We start from the raw sequence: 25,397 nt of genomic DNA, 5'->3' as shown, positions 1-25,397 counted from the left end.
TGCCCGTGCGTTTCGTTCAATTGGCTCAGCTGCGCGCGGCACAGGGCCAATGGCTAACCATTTTTTCACCATTCAAAGGCCGTTCAGCCCAGTTCGCCTACAAGGAATTGCAAATGACGGAATGCACGTCCAAATGTGCTTTCGAAAAATTGATTCCAGCCTGCCGCCAAAGACGCAGGCATCGTAAAAATCCTTAAGGAGGACACACCAGGATGACCATCACCACACCGCGCCTTTCGCCCGCGAAAAAGCCGTTTTCAGGCATCGCATTGGCGATTGCGCTTGCCACCGGGACAGCTGTCGTCGCGACTGCTGTGATGCCCGCAGAGGCGCATGCGCAGCGAAAGAAAAAGAAGAAGAAAGAGAGCAAACCAGAGTACACCGAGGCATTTGTTGCTGCGTTTCAGCCCGTGGATGAAGCGCTGAAGGTCGAGGGCGCTGATGCCGCCGCGCTTAAGCCGCAAGTTATGGCGCTTGTGCCCCTTGCTGCAACGCCGGATGACAAGAACGCGCTTGGCGGGATGATGTTCAACGCCGGTATCGGCGCGAAAGATCAGGCCATGCAATTGCAAGGCATGGAATTGATGCTTGCAAGCGGCAAGGTCGCAATTGACCGGCTGCCGCGCTTTAACTTTATCGCATATCAACTGGCCAATGCGCAGCAGGATTTCGGCAAAGCCCGCAATTATCTGCAGCAGGCTATCAATATGAATTACTCATCAGAAACGGTGAGCGCTGCTGATATGCAAATCTTGATGGCGGAAAGTTTCTTTTCGTCAGAGCAAAACGTCGAAGGTCTCGCCTTTCTCGACAGCGCGATCAAAGACCGCAAAAATCAGGGCGTAGAAGTGCCAGACAACTGGTATCGCCGCGGTATCCAAATCTCGTACAACAACGAAATCACGCCGCAAGTCTATGACTTTGTGCTCGGTTGGATCGCTGACTATCCAAGCCCGACCAATTGGAAAGATGCCGTCAATGTGACGCGCAATCTGAATGAGTTCCAAAACCAGGAATTGCTCGATCTTTTCCGTCTGAGCCGCAAGGTTGACGCTTTGAAAGACGCAGCTGATTACGACTATTATGTCGAAGCTGCCGATGCGCGCCGCCTTCCCAAAGAGGTGAAAGAGGTGATCGAGGCGGGTTATGCATCGGGCGATGTGTCGCGCGACAATTCGTATCTGTCAGAATCGCTTGAAACCGCCACGGCACGGATCGCTGCTGACCGGGCTGATTTGCCCGCTCTGGAAGCCGATGCACGCAAAGGTTCAGCCCAACTGCGCACTGTGACGGCGGCCGCCAGCGCTTTGCTCAGCTATGGCGAATATGCCAAAGCGGCAGAGCTTTACACAAAAGCACTGGGCATGCCCGGCGTTGATGCAGGCGAAGCGATGACGCGGCTTGGCATTGCGCAGGCTGGGCTTGGGGATTTTGCGGCAGCCCGCGAAACTTTTGCCAAGGTCGAAGGATCACGCGCTCCGATTGCGCGGCTGTGGATCGCCTATGCTGACGAACAAAGCCCGGCAGCACCGCAAACCCAAAGCTTGCAGGAGCTGACGGGCGGCTAAGCCTTCGTTCGATTTGAACACAAAAAAGGCGCTGCGACCTGATGGTTGCAGCGCCTTTTTCTTTGCCTGAACGCGCGCCGCGTTACCGCAGGCGTTTGACGTAAATCTGATTGCCCGCGCGCCGATCAAGACTGAAATTGGGCAGGCTTTCGAACAGGTCGCTGAGGCTTTTGAAACCGTAATTGCGCACATCAAAGCTCGACCTGTTGCCCGCGATCTGGCCAACCTGTTGCAAACGGGCAAAGCCTTTCTCATCGCGTTTTGCCTCTGAATAAGCAGCGGTGATCAGCTCCAGCAGATCTTCATCCAGCACTTCGCCTTTGGTTTTCGGCGCCGACTTGTCAGAGCCTTTGCGATCTTCCGCATAGCTGCCGATCAATTTCTTGATGTCGATAAACCGGGTGCACACCGATTTGAACGCGTCAGGCGTTTTGCTTTCGCCAAATCCGTAAACAAGGATGCCGTCCTGCCGCAGCCGGGTGACAAGCGGGGTAAAATCGCTGTCCGATGTCATCAGGCCAAAGCCATCGACTTTACCCTGATACAGCAGATCAATCGCATCAATCGTCATCGCCATATCGGTGGCGTTCTTGCCTTTCGACACGTCGAATTGCTGCTGCGGTCGGATGCCGAATTTGTTGGTGATCTTATCCCAGCGAGACAAATTGTCTTTGGCAAAATTGCCATAGGCGCGGCGGATGTTCACCTGGCCCAGCTCGGCCATCACGGTAAGGACGGGGTCGATGCCGTCAGGCGTGGTGTTGTCCGCATCAATCAGCAGAGCGATATTTTTCAGTTCAGTGTCTGGCATTGTCTGGCACGGGCCTTTTGCGCGTTGGAGTGCGGGCGATCTTGGCAATCAGTCTTCGGGCAGAAATTCGCCCGTTTCTTCATCGAGCGAATAGAGCACACCTTCGCGGATGGAAAAGTGTGCGCCGCGCAGTTTAAGCGCGCCGCTGGCTTCTTTGTCGGCGAGCCAAGGGAAAGTGCGCAAATTGGCAAGGCTTTGGCGGATGGCGGCAAATTCCATCGCGAGCTCCGCCTTGCGCCCCTCAGTGCCATGTTTGCGCGCCACCGGTTCGCGCGCCTCATCGAGCAGTTTGATCCAGCCCGCGACAAATCCGCCATCGCCTGGTCCGTGCCCAGCAAGGCTTTGATCGAGCGCGGCTTTGCATCCGCCGCATCGGCCATGCCCCATCACAAGCACCTGAGCGACTTCGAGAACTTGCACCGCATATTCGACCGCTGCGGACACGCCGTGCTTGCCCGGCGTGGTTTCGTATGGCGGGACGAGCGCTGCGACATTGCGCACAACGAATATCTCGCCGGGATCAACGTCAAAAATCTGCGCGGGATCAACCCGGCTGTCCGAACAGCCGATAACCAGCATTTTGGGATGCTGTCCCTCCGCAATGGTCTGGTCAAAACGCTCGCGCTGGCGCGGATAGGTGTCCTCGCGAAATCGGCGATAACCTTTCAGCAATTCGGCATATTCTGGCATGTGCGTATCCCTCTTGGCATAAGCGATAAGCATATGCGGGGGCAGGGGGGCAAGAGGGGCGATGCGCTTGCCCGCAGCTTACTTACTCATTTTGCAAGGGCGTGCACGCTTGCAGCGCCCGCTTGTGCCGCCTAGATGACCTCTATGAACGACCTTGCGAATACGCCCAAGCCTGCGCAAACAGGCGAAGACCGTCCCAAACGTCAGCGCAAACCGGATTGGATCCGCGTTCGCGCTCCGGTGAGCGAGGGGTATCATGAAACGCGCCGTTTGATGCGCGATCTCAATCTCAACACTGTGTGCGAAGAGGCCGCATGTCCCAATATCGGGGAATGCTGGACCAAAAAGCACGCGACCGTCATGATCCTTGGCGATGTGTGCACGCGGGCATGTGCGTTCTGCAATGTCAAAACGGGGATGCCGCGCGCAGTTGATCCGATGGAGCCTGAAAACACCGCGATTGCAGCGGCAAAGATGGGCCTCCAACACATTGTCATCACCAGCGTTGACCGCGATGATCTGCCCGATGGCGGCGCGTCGCAATTTGTCAAAGTGATCGAGGCGCTGCGGCGCAACACGCCGGATACGACAATTGAAATTCTCACACCCGATTTCCGCGGCAAAATGCGCCCGGCGGTTGAGGCGATCTGCGCTGCGGGTCCAGACGTTTACAACCACAATCTGGAAACCGTTCCCCGGCTTTACCCCACGATCCGGCCGGGCGCGCGCTATTACGCCTCGCTGCGATTGCTGGAGGAAGTGAAAGCGCACAACCCGCTGATCTTTACCAAATCGGGGATTATGCTGGGGCTGGGTGAACAGCGCTTAGAAGTGCATCAGGTGATGGATGATATGCGCAGCGCCGAGGTCGATTTCGTCACTATGGGCCAATATCTCCAGCCCACACCCAAACATGCGAGCGTGGAGGAATTCGTGACGCCCAAAGCGTTTGACGCATTCGGCTCGATTGCGCGGGCAAAAGGGTTCTTGCAGGTCGCCTCCAGCCCGCTGACCCGGTCAAGCTATCACGCGGGCGAAGATTTCGCCGTCATGCGCGCGGCGCGCGAGGCAAAACTGGCCAAAGCGAACGCGTAATGCCCGGCATCCGCGAAACCCGTCAGCTGCCCTATAGCGCTCAGCAGATGTTCGATCTGGTTGCGGATGTGGGGCGGTACAATCAGTTTCTGCCCTGGGTCATCGCGACGCGCGTGCGCTCCAATTCCGACACCGAAATGGTCGCCGATATGGTTGTGGGGTTCAAAGGACTTCGCGAGAGCTTTGCCTCTCGCGTGGCCAAGGACCGGCCCAATGAAATCGCGGTGCATTATGTCGACGGACCGCTCAGCGATCTTGATAATGTGTGGAAGTTTCGGGAGCTTGGCCCCAATGATTGCGAGATCGAGTTTACCGTCGATTTCACATTCAAAAACCGCATTTTTGAACGGCTTGCAGGCCAGTATTTTGACCGCGCTTTCCGCAAAATGGTCGCCGCATTTGAAAGCCGCGCTTTTGAGCTTTACGGCAGCAGCAATTCGAGCGCACAGACCGTCGCCTGATGGCGAATTTTCGCCCGGCCATCGGGCCCATCGCCGCCATCGAAATGCTTTAATTCGCCTTCGGGTTCGCCATCCTGATTGCGAAACGCCCGCGCGAAGACGACGGTGCCCACAGGCTTAAGCTGTGTGCCGCCGCCGGGGCCTGCAACGCCGCTGATCGCGACAGCAACATCCGCGCCCGATCGTTCAAGCGCGCCGGTTGCCATGGCCCACACGCACGCGATGGAAACCGCGCCAAAGGTTTCGATGATATCGCTGCTGACCCCGAGCATCTCCATCTTGGCTTCGTTTGAATAGGTCACAAAACCGCGATCAAGCACGGCCGAGGAACCCGCAATTTCAGTGAGCGCGCCGGCGACAAGCCCGCCCGTGCAGCTTTCCGCGGTGGCAACCATACGGCCGGCCTCTTGGTTTTCGGCAATGACGCGGGCCGCCAACTCGGTGATGTCGACGGGGAGAAGCAGAGAGGTCATAAAGTGGTCCTAGGCCGGGCAGATCTGCGGGTCTTTAACGCCGCTCATCTCAAAGATGAATGTGACAAGGGCTGAGGTGTTTTCCGCAGGCAGCGGGGCAAGCAATGTGAGGCCGCGTTCAATATCGCTGCACGTATCAGGCTTGATTTCTGAGGCAATCATTTGCTGCACGAATCCGTCGAAAAACGGGCGCACTTGATCTGCGGGCATCTGATCGATGAGTTCGAGCATTCCTGCACCGGCCTCGTCGCCTTGCTCTGCGCGCTCAGCGGCTCTGGTGGCCATCATCTGTTTGCCGAGCCGGTAAGCGCCCGGCCATGCGGTATCCTGTTTTGCGCGGAAGCGATTGGCGAAATCGCCGCCTTTGGTCTTCATAAATCCATCGGCGGCGTATTTTGCATCGCAGCTTTGCATCGCTGCATCAAAGGCAAGCGGTACGGCATAGGTCACCATATCGGTAACGTCCTGGGGCGCGACGCAATTTTGCTGCGCCTGTGCGGTTTGCGCGCTGGCCAATGCGGCCAAAGCAAGCGGTAAGGCGATAAGGGGGAATTCATGTTCGTTGCTTCCTTGATAAATTAGCGGCGCTGCAATGCGACAATCGCCTGGGCTGCCATGCCTTCGCCCCGGCCTGTAAAGCCGAGCCGTTCGGTCGTGGTCGCTTTGATGCTCACCGCGTTTTCGTGCGCGCCCATAATCTCGGCCACTTTTGCGCGCATGGCGGGCCGGTGGGGGCCGATCTTGGGCGCTTCGCAGATAATGGTCAGATCGACATTGCCAATCGCATAGCCAGCGTCACTCGCCAGTTTGACCGCGTGGGCAAGGAACTGCGCGGACCGTGCCCCTTTCCATTGCGGATCGCTGGGCGGGAAATGGGTGCCAATATCCCCTTCAGCAATCGCGCCCAAAACCGCATCGGTGATCGCATGAAGCGCCACATCAGCATCGGAATGCCCGGCAAGCCCGTGCATGTGCTCAAGCTTGATACCGCACAGCCACAATTCCTCACCTTCGGCCAGGCGGTGCACATCATAGCCCTGGCCAATGCGAACAGGGGGGAGAGTGGCTGCGTCCATAAAGTCTTCTGCAAATGTGATTTTCTTCAATCGTTCGTCACCCTGTACCAGCGCAACTGAACCCCCGCTGGCTGAAAGCACTTGCGCATCATCGCCTGCATTCAGCGCACTTTGCCAAGCGCGATGCGCTGCAAGGATATCGGCAAAGCGAAACGCCTGCGGGGTTTGCACCCGGCGAAGCGCCTCACGCTCTGCTTTGCCCGCCATGGTGCCGTCATCGCTGGCAAGGGCCAGGCTATCGACCACGGGGAGAGTGGGGATGGCGCCGGGGTGCTGCTCAAGGCCTGCCAGCAACCGATCAATCACCGGGGCAGGCAGGTCTGGACGGGCCGCATCATGGATCAGCACACGCATAGGAGCATCATCCGCCAATGCCTCCAGCCCCTTGCGCACCGACCCTTGCCGGGTGGCATCGCCCTGCGTGAATGCGATCCCCGTAAGGCCGCCAAGCGCGCTTTGCGCGTATTGGGCCGCATCTTTCGCGACTACCACCAGCACGGGCGATGCGCCGGCATTCAGCAATGCCTCCACCGAATGGCGGATCAAAGGCTTTCCCTGAAAGTCGCGAAACTGTTTGGGCGTCTCACCGCCCACGCGCAAACCTTTGCCAGCGGCAACGACAATCGCGGCAAATGGGGGGAGGGCGGCATCTGACAACATGAAGCTGATGCGCTTAGGGTCTGGACGGGAATTTCGCAATCCACTATGCGCTGCCTATAAATTAGGCAATTACCCCCATGACAGCATTACCCTCTCCTCCCAGCTTAAAGCCGATCAAGGTCGGCCCCGTCATGATTGACGAGCCGGTGATCCTTGCGCCCATGACAGGCGTGACGGACAAGCCGTTTCGCACTCTCGTGCGCCGGTTTGGCTCAGGGCTAAACGTAACCGAAATGATCGCGAGCGAAGCGGCCATCCGCGAAACGCGCCAATCGGTGCAAAAGGCGGAGTGGGACAAAACCGAAGAGCCCGTTTCCATGCAGCTGGTGGGCTGCGATCCTGTCAGCATGGGCGAGGCGGCCAAGCTGCAAGAAGGCAATGGCGCAGCGATCATCGACATCAATTTCGGCTGCCCGGTGCGAAAGGTTGTGGGCCAATTGGCAGGCTCTGCCCTGATGCGAGAAGTGCCGCTTGCGACCAAGCTGATGGAAGCGACCGTCAACGCGGTGGACGTGCCTGTCACGGTCAAAATGCGCATGGGATGGGATCACCAAAGCCTCAATGCCCCTGAAATGGCCCGCATTGCCGAGGATCTAGGGGTTAAGATGATCACAGTCCACGGCCGCACGCGCAATCAGATGTATAAAGGCAGCGCCGATTGGTCGTTTATCCGCAAAGTGAAAGAGGCGGTTTCAATCCCTGTCATCGTCAATGGCGATATCTGCACCATCGCTGATGCGGCAAAGGCGCTGGAACAATCGGGCGCGGATGGGCTGATGATCGGGCGCGGAGCCTATGGAAAACCGTGGCTTTTGGGGCAGGTGATGCATTGGCTGCGCACGGGTGAAACCATCCCCACACCCAGCTTTGATCTGCAATATGCGACCGTGGTGGAACATTATGAACGCATGCTCGACCATTATGGCCGCGATGTCGGCACCAAGATCGCGCGCAAGCATCTGGGCTGGTACACCAAGGGGATGCATGGTTCGGCCGAATGGCGGCATAAAGCGAACTTTATCAACGACCCTGACGAAGTGCTGGGCGAACTCGAACGGTTTTATACCCCCTTCCTCAATCGCAGAGCGGCGTGATGGCGCCAATCGTGTCCGATCCCGCACCGCAGGATGCAGCTTCGGACGCTGTCCATGAGCCTGGCGATACCCCCGCAAACACGCGGCCCGATGCGCGCAGCCAAATTGCGGGCCTGATATTTGCGGTGATCCTGATCGATCACGAAGGGCGCATTGCCGAAGTTAATCACGCCGCTGAAAATATGCTTGGGACAAGCGAAAAACGCTTGATCGGCAAACATATCGTCCAAGCTCTCGCCATAACCGAGGCGCGCGTAGTGGAGCGGATTGAGGACACCGATGCTGCCCTTTTGGCGCGCGGATTGACGGTGGCGGCCAGCTCTGGCGAGATGAAAGTCAATCTCACCGTTTCGCCCATGCCATCCAGCCATGGCTGGCGAGTGGTGGCGATGTCTGAACTTGGCCATGACGACCCTATCTATGGCGAACGCAACAATGCCCCGCTGGGAGCGCCGTCGATCCTCGCGCATGAGATTAAGAACCCGCTGGCCGCCATTCGCGGGGCGGCGCAATTGATCGCGCGCAAATTGCCGCACAAGGACAAATCGCTCGCCCGGATGATCACAGATGAAGTGGACCGGATCGCGCGGTTGATTGACCGGATGCAGCAATTGGGCAGGTCAAAGCCTGACCCCGCATCCGCCTGCAATCTGCACGAGGCGATCCGCTCAGCGCTTGCGATTGTTCAAGCATCGGGCACCAGCGATGTGATTATGACAGAGGAGTTTGACCCCTCCTTGCCCCCGGTTTTTGCCAATAGGGATGCGTTGGAGCAGGTTCTTATCAATCTGATCTCAAACGCCCGCGATGCCGCTTTGGCCAATCATCATGAAGGCGATCCGGCGCGCGTCACTGTGCAGACCCGGTTTGTCAGCGGGCTTGCTTTCAGCGCGATCAGGCTGGGCCGTGCGGTCAAGCTTCCGATTGAAATCACGATTAGCGACAACGGCACCGGGATTGATCCGGCCATGCGTGATTATGTCTTCGAACCCTTCGTATCCTCCAAACAATCGGGCCAGGGGCTGGGGCTGGCTTTGGTGCGCAAGCTGGTGCGCGATATGAACGGCAATATCGGCCACGAACGCGATGCCCGCGCACGGCTTACGCATTTCCGGCTGCATCTGCCGCTGGCAACGGGCAAGGGATGAGGCCGGCATGACCCAAATCAGTTCAGGCCCGGATGGCACCGCGAGCATCCTGCTGGTTGAAGATGACCGCGCCATTGCCACTGTCATTATCGCCGCTTTGGAAGACGAAGGCTTTGCGATCAGCCACTGCACCAGCATTGCGCGGCGTGATGAGCTTTTGGCTGATGGCCCATACGATGTAATGCTCACCGATGTGATGCTGGATGATGGCGATGGTCTGGCCAGCCTTGATGCAGTGCAAAGCGCCGCGCCCGACATGCCCGTGATCGTGCTGTCAGCGCAAAACACACTCGATACCGCCGTGCGCGCCAGTGACAGCGATGCGTTTGAATATTTCCCCAAACCTTTCGACCTTGATGAATTGGTCCAGACCGTGTGCAAGGCCGCGGGTCAGCGCAAAATGGCGCAGGCCATTCCCGACGAGATCACAGCCGATGGCGATGGCTTGCCGCTGGTTGGGCGCAGTCCGGCGATGCAATCGGTTTACCGGATGATCACCCGCGTTCTGCGCAATGATCTAACCGTGCTGATCACTGGCGAAAGCGGCACGGGCAAGGAACTGGTTGCTGAAGCCATTCATCAATTGGGCAACCGGCGCACTGGGCCTTTTGTCGCGGTCAACACCGCTGCGATCCCTGCTGATCTTATTGAAAGCGAGCTGTTCGGGCATGAAAAGGGCGCGTTTACAGGAGCGATTGCGCAGGCCATCGGTAAATTTGAACAGGCCAATGGCGGCACCTTGTTCCTCGATGAAATCGGCGACATGCCTGCGGACGCGCAAACCCGGCTGCTGCGCGCGCTTCAATCGGGCCGGATCCGGCGCGTTGGCGGGCGGCAGGAAATCGCGGTGGATGTCCGCATTGTTGCAGCGACCAATCGCGATCTGGCGCCTTTGATTGCATCGGGCGGTTTCCGCGAAGATTTGTTCTACAGGCTCAATGTGGTCCCGATTGAACTGCCGCCTTTGCGCGAACGGCGCGAGGATATTGGCGAGCTGGTGCAGCATTTCTTTATCCGCGCAGCCGAAGAAGGATTGCCCAGGCGCAACCTGACCATTGATGCCTTGGCCATATTGGAAGCCCGCCAGTGGCGCGGCAATGTGCGCGAATTGCGCAATGTGGTCTTTCGCCTCGCTCTGATGGCGCGCGAGGACATGATCGACGCGCAAAGCCTGGCTGACATTATTGGCGATGAAACGCCCATCGGCCTTGGCCTTTCAGGCGAGGCAAACGAGCCGGGTTTTGCCTCCGCATTGTCCTTTTGGCTCGAGACTGAAAGCCCTGCGCAGGGCACCGTCTATCACAGCGTGCTGGCCGCGTTTGAAAAGCCGCTGATCGAACACGCGCTGGGCCAGACAAGCGGTAATCAACTGCGCGCTGCCCAATGGCTGGGTATCAATCGCAATACGTTGCGCAAACGCATCGTTGAGCTCGACATCGTGCCTGATCGCTTCGCAAGACCGCTTTGACGTAGTTTTTAGGACAGTGCGGCGTTTTTTACTTGCACGAAAGACACAGTGGCGTTGTAAGTAAGCCACGATGGATATGCCCGCTGATCCCGGAAATCTTGCGCCGCGTCACTCGCCGCGCTGGTGGCGGCGTTTTATCGTCTCTTCGCGAAAGGCGAACATCTTTGCATGGCTGGAAGCGGCCTCTCTCATTGCACTTATCGCGGCTATCACTGCGACATATTTGACATATTCGGGTGACCGGCAAGCGGGCGAATTGCTGCCCACTTTGCAAGCGTCGTTGCTGCTGATTGCAACGCTCGTTCCCGCGATGGCGATCCTGGTGCTCGTTGGGCGAAGGCTTGCCATGCGGAGAGCAGCGGGCAGCACGGCGCGGCTGCATGTGCGGCTTGTGTTCTTCTTTTCGATTGTGGCTGCGGTCCCGACTTTGCTGGTGGCGGGATTTGCTGCCTTTTTGTTCCAGTCGGGCGTGGATTTCTGGTTTTCAGACGATTCGCGCGGGCTGATGGAAAACGCCAACGAATTGGCGCAAAGTTATTACGATGCCAACCAAGCCGATGTGCAGGAAGAAACCATCGCCATGGCCAGCGATTTGCGCTTTTTCTTCTTCGAGCGGGGTGGGCAGTTGTCGGATGACAATTTCCCCGATTTCTATGCCTATCAGGCCCAACCGCGCGAAATCACCGAAAGCGCGATCCTGCAGCGCCTGCCCGACGGATCTTTGCGCACAGCTGCGATTATGAACCTGCTGGACGACAATCGCTGGCTCGAATTCAGCGAGGCCGCTTTGCCGCAGCTTGATGAGGGCAATTTTGTCGCAGTTGCGGGCAGTCCGGAACGCATAGCGGCGCTCGCCCCGATTGATGCGGAAAGCGGGATTTACCTCTACAATGCACGCACGACCGAGGCGAGCCTGTTCAATTCCTGGGAGCGCGCGCAGGCCATTTCATCGTCGTATGAATCGCTGACCGCTGACGCGCGCACGCTGCAATTGCGGTTCAACATTGCATTGTTCGCAGTCAGCCTGCTTTTGGTCGGGCTGGCAGTGTGGTTCGCGCTGCGTTTTGCCGACCGTCAGGTTGAACCGCTCACGGATCTTGTCGGTGCCGCGCGTAAAGTGGGGCAGGGCAATTTTGCACTGCGTGTTGAGGGGCGCACTGGCGCGGATGAAATTGGCCTGCTCAATCGGGCCTTTAACCGCATGACTGCGCAATTGGAAAAGCAAACCGATGCGCTTGTAAACGCCAATCGCCAGATCGATGATCGGCGCGCCTTTATGGAAGCGGTGCTGGAATCGGTTTCCGCAGGGGTTGTCTCGGTCGATAGCGAAAGCCGGGTGCTGCTGATGAATTCATCCGCTCAGTCGCTGCTGGGAAATGGCGGTGAAAATGACGCCGCATCCGATCAACTTGTGGGGCGATCGCTCAGCGATATCGCGCCCGAAATCTGCCAGATGCTGCGCGATGGCAAAGAGAGCCAGATCGTCAGCCACGCTCGCGGCAATGAGCTGCTGACGCTGGCCGTGAAAGCAGCTCCGGGATCAAGCGGTCATGTGATCACTTTTGAAGACATCACGCGCCAATTGCTCGATCAAAGGCAGGCGGCATGGTCCGATGTCGCGCGCCGTATCGCGCACGAAATCAAGAACCCGCTCACCCCGATCCAGCTCGCCACCGAGCGGCTCAAACGCCGCTATCGCAAGCAGATCGACAAGGACGAAGAGCTGTTTGACGAATTGACCAACACCATTGTGCGTCAGGTCGGCGATTTGCGCAAAATGGTGGATGAATTCTCGTCTTTCGCGCGTCTGCCCAAACCCATGTTCCGCCCCGAAGATCCGGTGGATCTGGTGCGCCAGGCGGTGTTCCTGCAAGAGGTCGCGCATTCCAAGATCGCCTTCAAAGTGACGCTCGATCTGGCGGAGCGTTCCACCATACGCTGCGATCGTCATCAGCTGGGTCAGGCGATGACCAATGTGCTTAAAAACGCGGTCGAAGCGGTGGAGGCCAAACTGGCCATCGAACCCGCTCCCTATGCAGGCGAGGTCTTGGTAAGGATCACCGATACCATCTCCGATACTGGCACAGCGGATGCGGGCTTTATCGTCATCACCGTCACCGATAACGGCATTGGCCTTCCCACAGACCGCGACCGATTGACCGAACCCTATGTCACCACGCGTGAGAAAGGCACCGGGCTTGGCCTCGCGATTGTGAACAAGATTGTCGATGAACATGGCGGCGATATGAGCTTTGCCACCGGCGAAAAGGGCGGCACCGCTGTCACCCTGCGCTTTGCCCGCGATCCCGAACTTGCCTCGGCAGAACCTGCATTATGACCCGTATCAACATGACCCCTATCAACCCAAGGAAACTTTGATGTCGCTCGATATTCTGATTGTCGATGATGAGCATGATATTCGCGAACTCGTCTCCGGCGTGCTCGGAGATGAGGGGTATGATTGCCGCACTGCTGCTGAAAGCCGCGGCGCTTTGGCCGCGATAGATGAACGCCGGCCCAGTTTGGTGCTGCTCGATGTGTGGCTGCACGGCAGCGAGATGGACGGGCTGGAATTGCTCGACGCGATCAAAGTGCGCGAGCCTGAATTGCCGGTCATCATTTTCTCCGGTCATGGCAATATCGACACCGCCGTATCCGCGATTGGACGCGGTGCGATGGACTTTATCGAGAAACCGTTCGAGGCTGAGCGCCTGCTTTTGCTGGTCGAACGCGCAACCGAAACCGAACGCCTGCGCCGTGAAAACTCGCGCCTGCGCGAAGGGGCCGTGGATGGGGCGGAATTTACCGGCAATTCCTCGTCCATCAACACAGTGCGCGCGACATTGAAACGCGTCGCGAACACTGGCAGCCGCGTGTTGATCACGGGGCCAGCGGGCGCAGGCAAGGAAGTTGCGGCAAGGCTGCTCCATTCCTGGAGCGGGCGCGCCGACAAAGCGTTCGTCACGGTAAATTCCGCACGCATCACGGCGGAACGCTTTGAGCATGAATTGTTCGGTGAGGAAAATGACGGGCGGCAGGTACGCTCTGGCTTGCTCGAATTGGCCGATGGCGGCACCTTGTACCTCGACGAAGTGGCCGATATGCCGCTTTCCACACAGGCCCGCATCCTGCGCGTGCTGACCGAGCAAAGCTTTGTGAGGGTAGGGGGCACGCGCCAGATTGGGGTCGATGTGCGCGTTGTCTCCTCAACGTCGCGCGATCTGGCGCTCGAAATGGAAGAAAAGCGCTTTCGCGAAGACCTGTTTTACCGCCTGAATGTCGTGCCCGTCGCCATTCCAAGCCTGAGCCAGAGACGCGATGATATTCCCGCTCTCGCTGAGCATTTTTTCACCCGCTATTCGACCAATCAGGGGATCACCCCGCCCGACATCTCGGAAGAAGCGATGGCGGCGTTCCAGGCTTATGACTGGCCGGGCAATGTGCGCCAATTGCGCAATGTCGTGGAACGCATCATCATCATGACCCCGCGCGAACGGCTGACTATGGTGGAAACCGATATGCTGCCCGCCGAAATTACTGGAGGGCGCCTTGCCGCATCAGGACAGGGGCTTTCCGCGATGATGGGTGTGCCATTAAGAGAGGCGCGCGAGAGCTTTGAGCGCGAATATCTCACCATTCAGATCCGCCGATTCTCTGGCAATATCTCCAAAACGGCGACGTTTATCGGGATGGAGAGGTCAGCTTTGCACCGCAAACTCAAATTGCTTGGCATGGCAGAACGGCGCGAAAACGTGCGTAAAGACTGACCTGCTGCAAGAAAAACGCATCCATTTGGCTGTAAAGCAATTCAAGCATTGCTCCTATGCCTAGTCAAAGGCATAAAAGGGTGAGGGCGCTGTAAGTGATCGATCACTTCAACCGTTCTACCGCGGACCGCAAAAGCGGCCGCCAATAATAGGAGCATAAAACATGTCAAATGGGCGAACTCTCTCTCCGCGCCCACGGCCTGCCTCTGAGCAATCAGATGCGGTGCAAAGCGGTAATTCGTCGCGCTCATCAGGTGCGCGCGGCAAGGCAGGCGCAGGCAATCTCCAAGACGCGTTTCTGAATTTCCTGCGCAAAAACAAAATTCCTGTCACCATGTTTCTGGTAAAAGGCGTTAAACTTCAAGGGATTGTCACATGGTTTGACAATTTTTCGATCCTTTTGCGCCGCGATGGACAGTCGCAATTGGTGTATAAGCACGCCATTTCGACGATCATGCCGGGACAACCGGTCGATGCCGATCAGTTTGAGATGCGTACGGGCAACTCCAAACAGCGATTGTTGCAGGACATTTTCCTCAGCCGGGTGAGCGAGGCGAATGTGCAGGTTACCATGTTCCTGGTGAACGGGGTGATGTTGCAGGGGCGGATCGCGTCCTATGATCTGTTCTGCATGCTGCTCGAGCGTGAAGGGGCGGTGCAACTGGCCTATAAGCACGCGGTTTCGACCATTCAGCCAGCCACGCCAGTCGATCTCACTGATGATGATGACGATCCTGAATTTGGCGAGCTGGATGAAGGGTGAGGGCACGGCCCGCTGCGGCCCCGCCCATTCTAGGATAGACGACTGAGCTTCGATGATGACTTGATGGACGAGGTGACCCGCGGTGCGCGGGCCCTTGTGTTGTGCCCGGATGTGCGCAGCCTGTCTTATGACCTCAGCGCCAAGGAACGGCTTGAGGAGGCACAAGGCCTGGCGCTCGCCATTGGGGTGGTCATCGCGCATTCCGAAGTGTTCACGATCCGCCAGATGCAGCCCAACACTTTGTTCGGATCAGGGCAGGTTGAACGCATAAAAACCGATTGCGAGCTGCACGAGGCGGAGCTGGTGATTGTCGATGGCGCTTTGACGCCAATCCAGCAGCGCAATCTTGAAGACAAGTTCAAGCGCAAAGTCATTGATCGCACAGGGTTAATTCTGGAAATCTTTGGCGAACGCGCCGCCACGGCGGAAGGCCGCTTGCAGGTTGAGCTGGCGCATCTCGACTATCAACAAAGCCGATTGGTGCGCAGTTGGACACACCTTGAACGGCAACGCGGCGGGTTTGGCTTTCTGGGCGGTCCGGGCGAAACCCAGATTGAGGCCGACAGGCGGATGATCCGCCAGCGCATGGCGCGGCTCAGGCGGGAGCTCGAACAAGTGCGTAAAACGCGCGCCTTGCACCGCGAAAGGCGGGGAAGGGCACCCTGGCCTGTGATTGCGCTGGTTGGGTATACCAATGCGGGAAAATCTAGCCTGTTCAACCGGCTAACGGGCGCAGAGGTGATGGCAGAGGATATGCTGTTCGCAACGCTCGATCCCACGATGCGCGCGATCAGCCTGCCGGGCGTTGAAAAGGCTATATTGTCGGACACGGTCGGCTTTATCTCCGATTTGCCCACCCAATTGGTCGCCGCTTTCCGGGCAACACTCGAAGAAGTCACCGGTGCGGACATCATTTGCCATGTGCGCGATATTTCCAGCGAAGCGCATGCCGCACAGAAAAAGCAGGTTATCGAGGTTTTGAGCGATCTTGACGTGGTCGATCCCGAAACGGGGGAGGGCGACATTCCCATCCTCGAGGTTTGGAACAAGGCCGATTTGCTGGACGCAGACCATTTGGCAGAATTGGAGACAGCAGCGGCCAATTCTGGCGCTGTGCTGCTCTCTGCGCTTGATGGCAGCGGGATGGAAAGTTTTGAAGCGCGCATCGCCGATATGCTGACCGCGACCGCGCGCGAAGTGACGATAAGATTGCCCGCCAGCGATGGCCGCCGGATCGCATGGCTGCACGCGCACGGCGATGTGCGCAGCGATACAGATGCGGGAGAAGGGGATGCGGGGCCAGAACGCGAGCTGATCGTGCGCCTTAACCCCAAGGAATTGGGGCAATACGCGACGCTTTAGGCGCTGCCGCTGCCTTTCTCATCAGCCTTCACGGCCTGCCACAGGCTTTCTTTTTGATCGAGATCCAGGTCAGCAAAATCACCCTGGGCGCGCTGTTCCATCCCGCGAAAACGGCGTTCAAACTTGGAATTTGCCGCGCGAAGGGCTTCTTCTGCGTCGATCCCATGCGCCCGCACCAGGTTCACCGCTGCAAACAGAAAATCGCCTGCTTCTTCGGCTTTGTGTGATGGTGACCTTGCCGTTTTAAGCTCCTGTATTTCCTCAAAAACCTTGGCCTCAGGACCATCGGTATCGGGCCAGTCAAACCCTGTACGCGCGGCGCGTTTCTGCAATTTTTGCGCGCGCATCAAGGCCGGTAAAGCCAAGGCCACGCCGTCCACCGCGCTTTGCATGCCTTTTTCACCGCGTTCGGCGGCTTTGATCGTTTCCCAGCGTTGTTCGCCCATGGTCCCGCCAGCATCGCAAAAAATATGTGGATGGCGCGCTTCCATCTTGTCGCTGATAGCGTCTGCGACATCGTCAAAATCGAATGCACCAGTTTCTTGCGCCATGCGCGCATGAAAGACGACTTGCAGCAGCAGATCGCCAAGCTCATCGCGCAATTCCGCCATATCGCCGCGCTCAATCGCCTCGGCAACTTCGTAAGCTTCTTCGATCGTGTACGGTGCGATTGTCCTGAAATTCTGCGCCAGATCCCATTCGCATCCGCCATCAGGATTGCGCAATTGCGCCATGATAGCGAGGAGACGGCCGATAGGGGTCTGCGCGGCGGGTTTTTTGGCGGGCTCGCTCATCGCAAGAACCTCGCCTCAGCAAGATTGATAATATATATTATGTTAAATATTGGCACCCCGTAGACAGGGATGCTCACCCTCAAAGCTCAAGTCCCATCAGGTTGGCGACCAGAAAGCCGCCGGTAAAGATGCAGGCCCAGATCAGGATCAATTGCACCATTTTGCCCCAGCTCAATTTGAATGAAGCCAGCGCACCGCCAGCCAGAACCAGCCAGCCCAGCATTGCTATCACTGAAACAATCGCAACATCATTCATGCTGTCATCTCCAACCCATCAAAGCCAACGATCACATGATCGGGCGTTTCTGCCTCCAGTGTGCGGTAATCCATGCTTTTATCAAGGTGGCTGAGCACGATTTGCTTTGCGCCGCAGCGTTCGCCAAGCTCTATCGCCAGGTCCAGATTGGCATGCGTTGGGTGCGGATCGCGTCTTAAACAATCGCTAACCAAGATATCGACGTCTTCGAAACATTCGATCATGGCATCGTTTATGGCGCTGTAATCGGTTGCATAGGCAATGGATTTGCCATCCGCTTCGAATCTGTATCCGGTGGTTTCGCCGCTGCCATGCGCCATTTGGCAGAACTCCACGCCAAATCCGGCGATCATCCGCAACCGGTCAAGCGTGTCGAGCGTCACAATGGTCGGATACCCATCCTGACCTGCAAAGACATAGCCGAACCGCTGGCGCAGACGGCGTACTGTTTCTGTCGAGGCATAGCCCGGTATCGGGCCGCCGCGGCCATATCTCAGCACGCGTAAATCGTCGATGCCGTGGCAGTGATCGGCGTGGTCGTGCGTCCAGAACACGCAATCAAGCCGCCCGATCTGGTGCCGCAGCAATTGCGCGCGGCAATCAGAGGATGTGTCAACCAGAACCCGCGCGCCATCATCGCTTTCCACCAGAATGGAGACCCGCGTGCGTCTGTTGCGGGGTTCATCAGGGTCGCAATCGCCCCAATCGCCCGCGCCATCCTCTCCGCCAAGCCGGGGCACACCTGTTGAGGTGCCAGAGCCGAGCATGATGAATTTCACAAGCCAGCCTTGCTGAAAAGACGCGCAAAATTGCGAGTGGTAACAGCAGCCAGATGCTCGCGCGTTTCGCCGCGCAGGTCCGCCACAAATTGCGCGGTGTCTGCAACAAAAGCAGGCTCACACGGGCGGCCGCGATGCGGCACCGGGGCAAGAAACGGGCTGTCGGTTTCCACCAGCAATCGGTCTTCCGGCACGGTTTTGGCGACCGCTTGCAGCTCTTTCGCATTCTTGAATGTGACTATGCCCGAAAGCGAAATGGTCAGCCCCAGATCGAGCACTTTCTGGCCAAATTCAGCCGACGCGGTGAAGCAATGGATGAGCGCTGGAAACGCGCCCTTGCCCATTTCATCGTCCAGAATGGCAAATGTGTCAGCTTCTGCATCGCGCGTGTGGATGATGACGGGCAGGCCCGTTTCGCGCGCGACATCGATATGCATGCGGAACAATTTGGCCTGCGTTTCGCGGTCCGAATGTTCGTAATAATAATCGAGCCCGGTTTCTCCAATGGCGATGACGCGCGGGTTTTGCGTGGCAGCAAACAGCACCTCGCGGGGCAGATCAGCGTGGGCGTCTGCTTCGTGCGGGTGAATGCCGACACTGGCGAACACGTCATCTTCGCGTATGGCGGTGGCGACGACCTGGTCCCATTCGGTTTGTTTGGTCGAGATGTTGAGGAACGCCCCCACCCCTGCACCGCGCGCGCGTTCCAGCACGCCCTGCTGGTCTTCAATCACGCCCTTATATTCAAGGTGACAATGGCTATCGACGAGCATTACGCCCCCTCCCCTGCATCCTCGGGCAATTCGAGGCGCGGGAACAAAGGCGTCGGTTTGCTGAGGACAAAGCCGCTTTCGACGAGATTGCGATACCAATCGGCATTGTCCAGCGCACTATAACTGCGCGCATCAGGAGCAATGCCAAGCTGATCGAGCAGTGCGGATGCTTTACCCGGAACCACCGGTTGGATCGCAATGGTCAGATCACGGATCGCCATAAACAGGGTTTGCAAGACCACTCTCATGCGGTCAGGATCAGTTTTTTTCAGCGCCCACGGAGCCTGTTCATCAACATATTGATTGCACGCAAACACCGCGCGCATCCACGCATCAATCCCGGCTGAAAAGTTGAGCGCGTTAAATTCTCGCGGCAATTCGCGCCGGCACGCATCGCTGACGGTGCTGGCCAGATCATCATCGGCAGGGGCCGCATCAAAAAGTTCAATCGCCCCGTCCATATTCTTATGGATCATCGACAAAGTGCGCTGCGCCAGGTTGCCAAAACTGTTGGCAAGTTCGGCATTGGCGCGTTCCACAATCGCTTCGGGTGAATAGCTGCCATCTTTGCCAAAAGCGACTTCGCGCATCAGGAAATAGCGCAGGGCATCAACGCCAAACTGATCGGCCAAGGCCAAAGGATCGGTCACATTGCCGAGCGATTTGGATTCCTTTTGCCCCCGATTGAGCAGAAATCCGTGGCCAAACACCTGTTTTGGCAAAGGCAAATCGGCGCTCATCAAAAATGCGGGCCAATAGACCGCGTGAAAGCGCACGATATCCTTGCCGATCAGATGCAAATTGGCGGGCCAGAATTTGGGATAATTCGCAGTCTCATCAGGAAAACCCAGCCCGGTGAGGTAATTGGTAAGCGCATCGACCCAGACATACATCACATGATTGTCAGATCCGGGGACTTTCACGCCCCAATCAAAGCTGGTGCGGCTGATCGAGAGATCGCGCAGGCCCTGTTCAACAAAAGCGATCATTTCATTGCGGCGGCTGACAGGTTCTAAGAAACCGTCAGAGCGAAGCAATTCGAGCAAGCGGTCCTGATACTTCGAAAGCCGGAAAAACCAGCTTTCCTCAACCGTCCATTCCACCGGCGTGCCTTGGGGGAAAGCTTCTCGCCCCCTCCCCTGTCGTCAGCTCGCTTTCATCGTAATAGGCCTCGTCGCGGACCGAATACCATCCTTCATAACGGTCGAGATAAAGGTCGCCTGCTGCCTCCATGCGCTGCCAGATAGCTTGGCTGGCGCGGTGGTGATCATCCTCAACCGTGCGGATAAAGCGATCATGGCTGATATTAAGCGCTGCGCACATATCCTGGAAATACCCCGACATCTCATCGGCAAGTTCACGCGGGGTGCGGCCCTGTTCTTCGGCTTTGCGCGCCATTTTGAGGCCGTGTTCATCGGTGCCCGTTTGAAAGCGCACATCGCGGCCCTGCAAGCGCTGAAACCGCGCGATCACATCGGAGGAAATCGCTTCATAGGCATGGCCGATATGCGGGCGGCCATTGGGATAGCTTATCGCAGTGGTGATGTAATACGGGGCGTTTGAGGGTTCAGCCATGGGCGTGTTCGCTAGCGGGCGCGGCCTCGCTAAGCAAGGTGCCGATTTGCATTGTCAAAAGGCCGGTATCGTAATTGTAGCTGGGCGCTTCGCCGGCAAGCTTGACCAAGGCGGCATGGGTTTCAATCAACCGTGCGCGGTGGGCGGAAACTTGCGTTTTGCGCGCATGGTCAGCGGTGATCGCCTGCGCGAGTTCGAGCACGGCAGAAAGCCTTTCCCGATCAGCGCGCGCCCCGATCGCTCGGGCAAGGTCGGTGCGCGCGGCCAGCGCTGGGTCGCCTTTGGTGATCAAATCCTCGATCAATCCGGCGAGCCCGCCCAGATCCTGCTCCACAAATCGCAAGGCTGCACCAAAAGACCCTTCCGCTGCTGCAATCGCGGCATTGATCGCCGCCGGGTCTGAGGGGGCTGCCTCCTCCAGCATGGCGCGCAGATTGCTTTCGCTGATAACGGGAAAGCGCACCATGCGGCAGCGCGAACGGATCGTGGGCAGCAGGCGCGATGGCCGGTGCGTGACCAGCAGGAAGAACGTCCCCTGCGGGGGTTCCTCCAGGCTTTTGAGCAGCGCGTTTGACGCATTGCGCTCCATATCATCGGAAGGGTTGATAATGATCGCTCGGCGCGCGCCCAATGTTGGCCGGGTGTTCAGCCGCCTTTGCATTTGCCTGATCTGATCAACGCGGATGGAACGCGCGCGTTCGAACGGTTTGCCATCGGCCTGAAGGCGCGCTTCCTTATCGTTTTTTGCGCCATAGGTGAGCGTGAGGATATCGGGGTGATCGCCCTGGGGTTGCGGCACGCCATCTTCTGCGACCAATTCGCGCGCTGCGGCCATCGCAAAGTCGTTTTTGCCAAGCCCGCTTTTGCCCGCCAAGATCCAGCCATGATGCATCCGCTCGCCGCCAAGGGCGCTGCGCCATTCGCGCCATGCGGCGGCGTGATTGGGCCAGTCAGTCATGGCCCGATTCGCCTTGCAATAACGGCATGACCGCTTGCCAGATGCGCGCGTGAACCTCTTGCGGATCGCCGCCGGCATCAATGATGACGCTGCCGCCGGGATCACGCTCCGCCTGATCGCGGAAAGCGCGCGCGACCTTCGCATGATAATCCGCGCTGCGCCCGCCAATCGCGTCGCTTTCATCGCCGTCGCGCGCGGCTAGCCGCCGTGCTGCCTCTTGCGGATCAAGCGCCAGCACCAGCGTGAGATCGGGCCGCAAACCCTTGCTGCCAAATTGATGAAGGGCCTGTATGGCCGCATCGCCCGATCCCCCTGCCCCGCCCTGATAGGCTCTGCTGGAATCGACGAAGCGATCGCATATGACCCAGGTGCCTGACGATATCTGCGGCATGATCCGGCGCGCGACATGATCGGCGCGGGCGGCAGCGAATAGCAGGGCCTCAGCCTCAGCCCCCCACCCTTCGCCCGGCGGATGCAGCAGCAATTCGCGAATGGCCTCTGCGCCCTGTGTCCCGCCCGGCTCGCGAGTGAGATCGGTTGCAATGCCCCGCTGTTCCAAAGCCGCGATCAGCAATTTGGCCTGCGTCGATTTGCCCGCGCCCTCGCCCCCTTCAAGCGCGATAAAACGCCCCCTTGAGCCCGCCTCGGTCACGATAGCCACCCCAGCACGCCGTTATAGATGCGGGTGAAAAACCCGGCCTCTTCAACCGCGCTTTTGGCAAGCAGCGGCACGCGCGCTTGCTCCATTCCAGGAGCGGTAATTTCTAGAAAGCCGACCTCTTCGCCCGTAGCAATAGGCGCGCGCAGTGGCCCCAGATAATGCACTTTTACCGATGGATCGGCGGGGCCATCAGCGGCGCTGTCTTTGGGCAGATTGATAAAGACCTCGCGGTCTGTCACCAGTTCGACCATGCGCGATGCGCCGCCTTGGACGCGCGCTTCGCTGATGACAGCGCCTTTGTCATACAGACGCTGGCGTTCAAAAGCGGCAAAGCCCCATTCCATATATCGGCGTGCCAGATTGGCGCGCGCGCCAATGCTGCGCGTTCCGGCAAGGACCAGCACAAGGCGCTGTCCATCCCGCTCGGCTGAACCGAGATAGTTGTAGCCCGCTTCATTGGTGAAGCCCGTCTTGATCCCGTCCGCGCCTGCAAAGCGTTCAATCAGCGGATCGTAATTGGTCTGCGTGATGCCGTTATAAGCGAAAGTCTTGCGCCCGATATAGCGATCATAATGCGCGCGGTGGCGGCCAAGCAGCGCCTGCGCCAGCGTCAAAAGGTCGCTTGCTGTGGTGAAAGTCTGGCCGCCATCGGGCCAGCCATTGGGCGTGGCAAAATGGCTGTTCACCATGCCAATCTCGCGCGCTTTGGCCGTCATCGCCTGTGTCCAGCCCTCAACCGATCCCGCAGTCTCGCCAATAGGGGTGCTGGCCAGCACGGTGGCTGCATCATTGGCCGACACGTTGGCAATGCCCAGCAGCATATCGGACAGCGGAACCTGAGCGCCCGCTTCCAGGAACATGGTCGAGCCCTTGCCCTGCCATTCTTCGGCAATGCCGGGTGAGACTGTCATCACTTGGCCCGGATCAAGCTCACCCGCCTCGATCAATTCGAAGGCAAGAAACAGCGTCATCACTTTGGTGATAGAAGCCGGGACAAATCGCCTTTGCGCATTGCGTTCGTGCAGCACTTGTCCGCTGGAGATATCGACTAGCATCGCAACAGGCGCATCGCGCTCAGATGGAACGCCGGTAGGCGCAGCAACTTGGGCATGGGCTGGCGCGCTGGCGAGCATGGCCAGAGCAGGCGCTGCCATCACCGCCAGCACGAGCTTTGATCTTTTCACAACCAGAAACCCAAACACAAACACCACATATCCGTGACGCATAGCCGCGCGCACACCGATTTGCGAGCGGTAGTCGCTGCTCAGTTCACGATTGCATCAGCCAGCAGGCCAACGCTCATCGCGTAATAGTTGGAGCAATTGTATTCTAGGATCACCCGGTAATTACCCGTCAGCAGCCAGGCGGGCTGGCCCGGACCATCAGGCTGGAACAACGAGACCAGCGTGTCATCGGGCAGAAAACGCTGCGGGGCGACGCCAAGATTGCGCCATTCGGCCACCGTCTTCCACTGGCTGTGGCGTTCATGGACGCGCGGGCAAACGGCGGCTTTCAGCTTGGTCTTGTAAGCATCGACATCGAAACCCGCCGGCACATTCGCGCGCACGCCCCATGGCTGGCCGGTGCGCCATCCGGCATCGCGGAAATAGTTGGCGATAGAAGCAAATGTGTCTGCCCGGTTGGAGAAGATATTGGCGCGGCCATCACCGTCGCCATCGGCGGCAAGCCGCAGATAAACGCTCGGCAGAAACTGCGGATTGCCAAATGCACCGGCATAGCTGCCGATCAGCTGACCGCGCGAATAGCCCCGATCCGCCACTTGCATCAGCGCCACCCATTCGCCAGCGAACAGTTCGCGCCGGCGGCCTTCCCATGCGAGCGTTGCCAGACTGCGCGACAGATCGAAATTACCCCGGATCCGGCCATAGCTGGTTTCATGCCCGAAAATGGCAACGATAATCTCTGCCGGCACACCGTATTCCGCTTCGACCCGGCCCAGCATGCTGCGATTTTGGCGATAGACATTTTGTCCGCCACCAATCCGCACCGAATTGACATGCGTGCGGATATAGGGGGCAAGCGCAGGATAGCCGCGCCGTGTCGGCGTGCCCGGCTGCCCCTGATCGAGCCGAATCACCCGCGCATTCGGTGTCAGCCCCGATGTCATGCGCGCCAGCGTCTGCTCGCTCACCCCTTCGGCTCTGGCGCGGGCTTTGAGCAGCTCCATATAGGCATCAAAGGCAATGCCATCGCGCGCCTGCACCTGCGCAAAGGCGGGCGTGGCAAAGGCACCGAACATCGCGATAACAGCGATCAGGAAAGCGAAAGGAGTTGAGTGTTTCAGCATGGGTTCGGGTATCTCATAATCAGCATGAACCCTCTATAACCAAATCGCGTGACACTCCCATGGTGACAATCGCGAAATCCCCCGCTAGAGAGCCTCGCTCACAGACCCATCTCGTGCGGACAGTTGGCAGAGTGGTCGAATGCACTGGTCTTGAAAACCAGCAAGGGTGCAAGCCCTTCCAGGGTTCGAATCCCTGACTGTCCGCCACCCTATTTCAAGCAACCGCAGTCTACGCGCGCGATGGCGGGTCGGCAGGTGTCATCTTGCCTACGATGATGCAGTCCGCTTCCCAGTCCAGCTTGCCAACATTCACATCATCCTCGCCCACGTGCAGCTGTTCAATGCGGGTTTGTTTCCCACAATAGTCTTGAACAACCAGCTTGTATGTTCCCGGCTTAAGGTTGGTGAACTGAAAGGTGGCATCGTTTTGCGCGCGCGTTTTGTAGCTGCGTATTGCTCCTTCCAATATGATCTGTGCATTGCGTTGATAGGGTTCAACTGACCCAGCAACAGTGAAGCGAGGCGAAACCGCTGGTCCATCCACGGACGAACACGCCGCCATCGCCAAAGTTGCGGCCCCGCCCAAGGCGGCCTTTAACCGGCGTTGCCCTTGCCCGTTTCTGTCTGCGAGCTTGATCGCGCCATCTGCGCCGACTTTAGCTCTGACACAGGCCTCTTCATCCATGGCAAGCAGCGCTTGCGCCTCTTCAAATGTCATCGCTTCAAGGTCGTGAACTGTGCGTTCACACACAGCGCAGTGCCGGTGGCAGCCTTGCTCACTGCTCATACCATCCCAAGGCTCGTCACACGGCGTGGGAAAGGCAACGGACAATTCTGTCTTTTCCGTCATCATCGCT

At 58.2% G+C, this 25,397-nt stretch carries 24 protein-coding genes, 1 tRNA gene and 1 pseudogene; 11 read left to right on the top strand and 15 right to left on the bottom strand.

The features are described from left to right. Positions 1–212 precede the first annotated feature (212 nt). On the top strand, positions 213–1,568 hold the full coding sequence (locus tag AC0V6W_RS00810; RefSeq protein ID WP_486146227.1) for a hypothetical protein: 1,356 nt from the start codon (positions 213–215) through the stop codon (positions 1,566–1,568). Positions 1,569–1,650: 82 nt separating this feature from the next. On the opposite strand, the gene AC0V6W_RS00805 is transcribed toward AC0V6W_RS00810, so the two are convergent. Both AC0V6W_RS00805 and AC0V6W_RS00800 read right to left on the bottom strand, forming a co-directional pair. Continuing rightward, entirely contained in the window at positions 1,651–2,379 is a 729-nt protein-coding gene (locus AC0V6W_RS00805) for an NYN domain-containing protein (protein WP_486146225.1), read from the bottom strand. A gap of 48 nt (positions 2,380–2,427) precedes the next feature. Beyond that, positions 2,428–3,069, bottom strand: coding sequence for a carbonic anhydrase (locus AC0V6W_RS00800; protein WP_486146223.1), 642 nt, complete (start codon positions 3,067–3,069; stop codon positions 2,428–2,430). Between the two features lie 144 nt (positions 3,070–3,213). Here AC0V6W_RS00800 and lipA point away from each other — a divergent pair, with 144 nt between their 5' ends. Together lipA and AC0V6W_RS00790 are read left to right on the top strand one after the other, a co-directional pair. Further along, complete coding sequence (gene lipA / locus AC0V6W_RS00795) at positions 3,214–4,164, top strand: lipoyl synthase (protein ID WP_486146221.1); 951 nt, start codon at positions 3,214–3,216, stop codon at positions 4,162–4,164. Beyond that, positions 4,164–4,625, top strand: coding sequence for a type II toxin-antitoxin system RatA family toxin (locus AC0V6W_RS00790; RefSeq protein ID WP_486146219.1), 462 nt, complete (start codon positions 4,164–4,166; stop codon positions 4,623–4,625). Before lipA ends, AC0V6W_RS00790 begins: the two co-directional genes overlap by 1 nt. On the opposite strand, the gene AC0V6W_RS00785 is transcribed toward AC0V6W_RS00790, so the two are convergent. From AC0V6W_RS00785 to AC0V6W_RS00775, 3 genes are all read right to left on the bottom strand, one after another. Next, positions 4,586–5,098, bottom strand: a complete 513-nt coding sequence (locus AC0V6W_RS00785) for a CinA family protein (protein ID WP_486146217.1) — start codon at positions 5,096–5,098, stop codon at positions 4,586–4,588. The genes AC0V6W_RS00790 and AC0V6W_RS00785 overlap by 40 nt on opposite strands. 9 nt (positions 5,099–5,107) lie before the next feature. After that, on the bottom strand, positions 5,108–5,614 hold the full coding sequence (locus tag AC0V6W_RS00780; protein WP_486146215.1) for a hypothetical protein: 507 nt from the start codon (positions 5,612–5,614) through the stop codon (positions 5,108–5,110). Positions 5,615–5,676: 62 nt separating this feature from the next. Then, on the bottom strand, positions 5,677–6,834 hold the full coding sequence (locus AC0V6W_RS00775) for a bifunctional 2-C-methyl-D-erythritol 4-phosphate cytidylyltransferase/2-C-methyl-D-erythritol 2,4-cyclodiphosphate synthase (protein ID WP_486146213.1): 1,158 nt from the start codon (positions 6,832–6,834) through the stop codon (positions 5,677–5,679). Between the two features lie 77 nt (positions 6,835–6,911). Here AC0V6W_RS00775 and dusB point away from each other — a divergent pair, with 77 nt between their 5' ends. The 7 genes from dusB (at position 6,912) to hflX (ending at position 16,436) form a co-directional block, all read left to right on the top strand. Further along, entirely contained in the window at positions 6,912–7,928 is a 1,017-nt protein-coding gene (dusB, locus tag AC0V6W_RS00770) for a tRNA dihydrouridine synthase DusB (RefSeq protein WP_486146211.1), read from the top strand. Between the two features lie 11 nt (positions 7,929–7,939). Then, on the top strand, positions 7,940–9,076 hold the full coding sequence (locus AC0V6W_RS00765; protein WP_486146209.1) for a two-component system sensor histidine kinase NtrB: 1,137 nt from the start codon (positions 7,940–7,942) through the stop codon (positions 9,074–9,076). 7 nt (positions 9,077–9,083) lie between these two features. Further along, positions 9,084–10,544, top strand: a complete 1,461-nt coding sequence (locus tag AC0V6W_RS00760) for a sigma 54-interacting transcriptional regulator (protein ID WP_486146207.1) — start codon at positions 9,084–9,086, stop codon at positions 10,542–10,544. 76 nt (positions 10,545–10,620) lie between these two features. Next, complete coding sequence (locus AC0V6W_RS00755) at positions 10,621–12,882, top strand: sensor histidine kinase (protein WP_486151414.1); 2,262 nt, start codon at positions 10,621–10,623, stop codon at positions 12,880–12,882. A 40-nt stretch (positions 12,883–12,922) separates the two neighbouring features. After that, a complete protein-coding gene (ntrX, locus tag AC0V6W_RS00750) occupies positions 12,923–14,311 on the top strand; it encodes a nitrogen assimilation response regulator NtrX (RefSeq protein ID WP_486146205.1) in 1,389 nt (462 codons plus the stop codon). A gap of 163 nt (positions 14,312–14,474) precedes the next feature. Beyond that, entirely contained in the window at positions 14,475–15,074 is a 600-nt protein-coding gene (hfq, locus tag AC0V6W_RS00745) for an RNA chaperone Hfq (RefSeq protein WP_486146203.1), read from the top strand. A 63-nt stretch (positions 15,075–15,137) separates the two neighbouring features. Continuing rightward, a complete protein-coding gene (gene hflX / locus AC0V6W_RS00740) occupies positions 15,138–16,436 on the top strand; it encodes a GTPase HflX (protein ID WP_486146201.1) in 1,299 nt (432 codons plus the stop codon). Here hflX and mazG read toward each other — a convergent pair. The 9 genes and pseudogenes from mazG to AC0V6W_RS00695 form a co-directional block, all read right to left on the bottom strand. Then, a complete protein-coding gene (mazG, locus tag AC0V6W_RS00735; RefSeq protein WP_486146199.1) occupies positions 16,433–17,230 on the bottom strand; it encodes a nucleoside triphosphate pyrophosphohydrolase in 798 nt (265 codons plus the stop codon). The genes hflX and mazG overlap by 4 nt on opposite strands. A 79-nt stretch (positions 17,231–17,309) precedes the next feature. After that, complete coding sequence (locus AC0V6W_RS00730; protein ID WP_486146197.1) at positions 17,310–17,486, bottom strand: hypothetical protein; 177 nt, start codon at positions 17,484–17,486, stop codon at positions 17,310–17,312. Next, positions 17,483–18,265, bottom strand: a complete 783-nt coding sequence (locus tag AC0V6W_RS00725; protein ID WP_486146195.1) for an MBL fold metallo-hydrolase — start codon at positions 18,263–18,265, stop codon at positions 17,483–17,485. Before AC0V6W_RS00725 ends, AC0V6W_RS00730 begins: the two co-directional genes overlap by 4 nt. Then, the gene (locus AC0V6W_RS00720) at positions 18,262–19,038 is read right to left on the bottom strand and encodes a TatD family hydrolase (protein ID WP_486146193.1); all 777 of its coding nucleotides are present in this window, start codon (positions 19,036–19,038) and stop codon (positions 18,262–18,264) included. The genes AC0V6W_RS00725 and AC0V6W_RS00720 overlap by 4 nt, the downstream gene beginning before the upstream one ends. Continuing rightward, a pseudogene (gene metG / locus AC0V6W_RS00715) lies at positions 19,038–20,613 on the bottom strand (methionine--tRNA ligase). The gene AC0V6W_RS00720 and the pseudogene metG overlap by 1 nt, the downstream one beginning before the upstream one ends. Then, positions 20,606–21,571 carry a DNA polymerase III subunit delta' gene (locus AC0V6W_RS00710; RefSeq protein WP_486146191.1) on the bottom strand — a complete coding sequence of 322 codons (966 nt, stop codon included), beginning with the start codon at positions 21,569–21,571 and terminating at the stop codon, positions 20,606–20,608. Before AC0V6W_RS00710 ends, metG begins: the two are co-directional and overlap by 8 nt. Continuing rightward, a complete protein-coding gene (gene tmk, locus AC0V6W_RS00705; protein WP_486151412.1) occupies positions 21,564–22,223 on the bottom strand; it encodes a dTMP kinase in 660 nt (219 codons plus the stop codon). The genes AC0V6W_RS00710 and tmk overlap by 8 nt, the downstream gene beginning before the upstream one ends. After that, positions 22,220–23,458 (bottom strand): D-alanyl-D-alanine carboxypeptidase family protein, encoded by a 1,239-nt coding sequence (locus tag AC0V6W_RS00700; protein WP_486146189.1) that lies wholly within the window; start codon positions 23,456–23,458, stop codon positions 22,220–22,222. The genes tmk and AC0V6W_RS00700 overlap by 4 nt, the downstream gene beginning before the upstream one ends. Positions 23,459–23,496: 38 nt before the next feature. Beyond that, entirely contained in the window at positions 23,497–24,540 is a 1,044-nt protein-coding gene (locus AC0V6W_RS00695) for a lytic murein transglycosylase (RefSeq protein WP_486146187.1), read from the bottom strand. A gap of 117 nt (positions 24,541–24,657) precedes the next feature. On the opposite strand from AC0V6W_RS00695, the gene AC0V6W_RS00690 reads away from it, so the two are divergent. After that, a tRNA-Ser gene (locus AC0V6W_RS00690) sits at positions 24,658–24,747 on the top strand. Positions 24,748–24,769: 22 nt separating this feature from the next. Here the strand turns inward: AC0V6W_RS00690 and AC0V6W_RS00685 are convergent. Further along, complete coding sequence (locus tag AC0V6W_RS00685) at positions 24,770–25,393, bottom strand: hypothetical protein (RefSeq protein ID WP_486146185.1); 624 nt, start codon at positions 25,391–25,393, stop codon at positions 24,770–24,772. Between the last annotated feature and the right edge of the window lie 4 nt (positions 25,394–25,397).

The organism is Erythrobacter sp. JB1-7 (genome assembly GCF_057365015.1).
The sequence above is the reverse complement of the archived record's forward strand: the minus strand, read 5'-3'. Positions and strand labels throughout refer to the sequence as shown.

Coding starts and splice junctions, on each gene's coding strand:
- AC0V6W_RS00810 (WP_486146227.1), top strand. CDS start 213: ATGACCATCACCACACCGCGCCTTTCGCCCGCGAAAAAGCCGTTTTCA.
- AC0V6W_RS00805 (WP_486146225.1), bottom strand. CDS start 2,379: ATGCCAGACACTGAACTGAAAAATATCGCTCTGCTGATTGATGCGGAC.
- AC0V6W_RS00800 (WP_486146223.1), bottom strand. CDS start 3,069: ATGCCAGAATATGCCGAATTGCTGAAAGGTTATCGCCGATTTCGCGAG.
- lipA (WP_486146221.1), top strand. CDS start 3,214: ATGAACGACCTTGCGAATACGCCCAAGCCTGCGCAAACAGGCGAAGAC.
- AC0V6W_RS00790 (WP_486146219.1), top strand. CDS start 4,164: ATGCCCGGCATCCGCGAAACCCGTCAGCTGCCCTATAGCGCTCAGCAG.
- AC0V6W_RS00785 (WP_486146217.1), bottom strand. CDS start 5,098: ATGACCTCTCTGCTTCTCCCCGTCGACATCACCGAGTTGGCGGCCCGC.
- AC0V6W_RS00775 (WP_486146213.1), bottom strand. CDS start 6,834: ATGTTGTCAGATGCCGCCCTCCCCCCATTTGCCGCGATTGTCGTTGCC.
- dusB (WP_486146211.1), top strand. CDS start 6,912: ATGACAGCATTACCCTCTCCTCCCAGCTTAAAGCCGATCAAGGTCGGC.
- AC0V6W_RS00760 (WP_486146207.1), top strand. CDS start 9,084: ATGACCCAAATCAGTTCAGGCCCGGATGGCACCGCGAGCATCCTGCTG.
- AC0V6W_RS00755 (WP_486151414.1), top strand. CDS start 10,621: ATGCCCGCTGATCCCGGAAATCTTGCGCCGCGTCACTCGCCGCGCTGG.
- ntrX (WP_486146205.1), top strand. CDS start 12,923: ATGTCGCTCGATATTCTGATTGTCGATGATGAGCATGATATTCGCGAA.
- hfq (WP_486146203.1), top strand. CDS start 14,475: ATGTCAAATGGGCGAACTCTCTCTCCGCGCCCACGGCCTGCCTCTGAG.
- hflX (WP_486146201.1), top strand. CDS start 15,138: ATGGACGAGGTGACCCGCGGTGCGCGGGCCCTTGTGTTGTGCCCGGAT.
- mazG (WP_486146199.1), bottom strand. CDS start 17,230: ATGAGCGAGCCCGCCAAAAAACCCGCCGCGCAGACCCCTATCGGCCGT.
- AC0V6W_RS00730 (WP_486146197.1), bottom strand. CDS start 17,486: ATGAATGATGTTGCGATTGTTTCAGTGATAGCAATGCTGGGCTGGCTG.
- AC0V6W_RS00720 (WP_486146193.1), bottom strand. CDS start 19,038: ATGCTCGTCGATAGCCATTGTCACCTTGAATATAAGGGCGTGATTGAA.
- AC0V6W_RS00710 (WP_486146191.1), bottom strand. CDS start 21,571: ATGACTGACTGGCCCAATCACGCCGCCGCATGGCGCGAATGGCGCAGC.
- AC0V6W_RS00700 (WP_486146189.1), bottom strand. CDS start 23,458: ATGCGTCACGGATATGTGGTGTTTGTGTTTGGGTTTCTGGTTGTGAAA.
- AC0V6W_RS00695 (WP_486146187.1), bottom strand. CDS start 24,540: ATGCTGAAACACTCAACTCCTTTCGCTTTCCTGATCGCTGTTATCGCG.
- AC0V6W_RS00685 (WP_486146185.1), bottom strand. CDS start 25,393: ATGATGACGGAAAAGACAGAATTGTCCGTTGCCTTTCCCACGCCGTGT.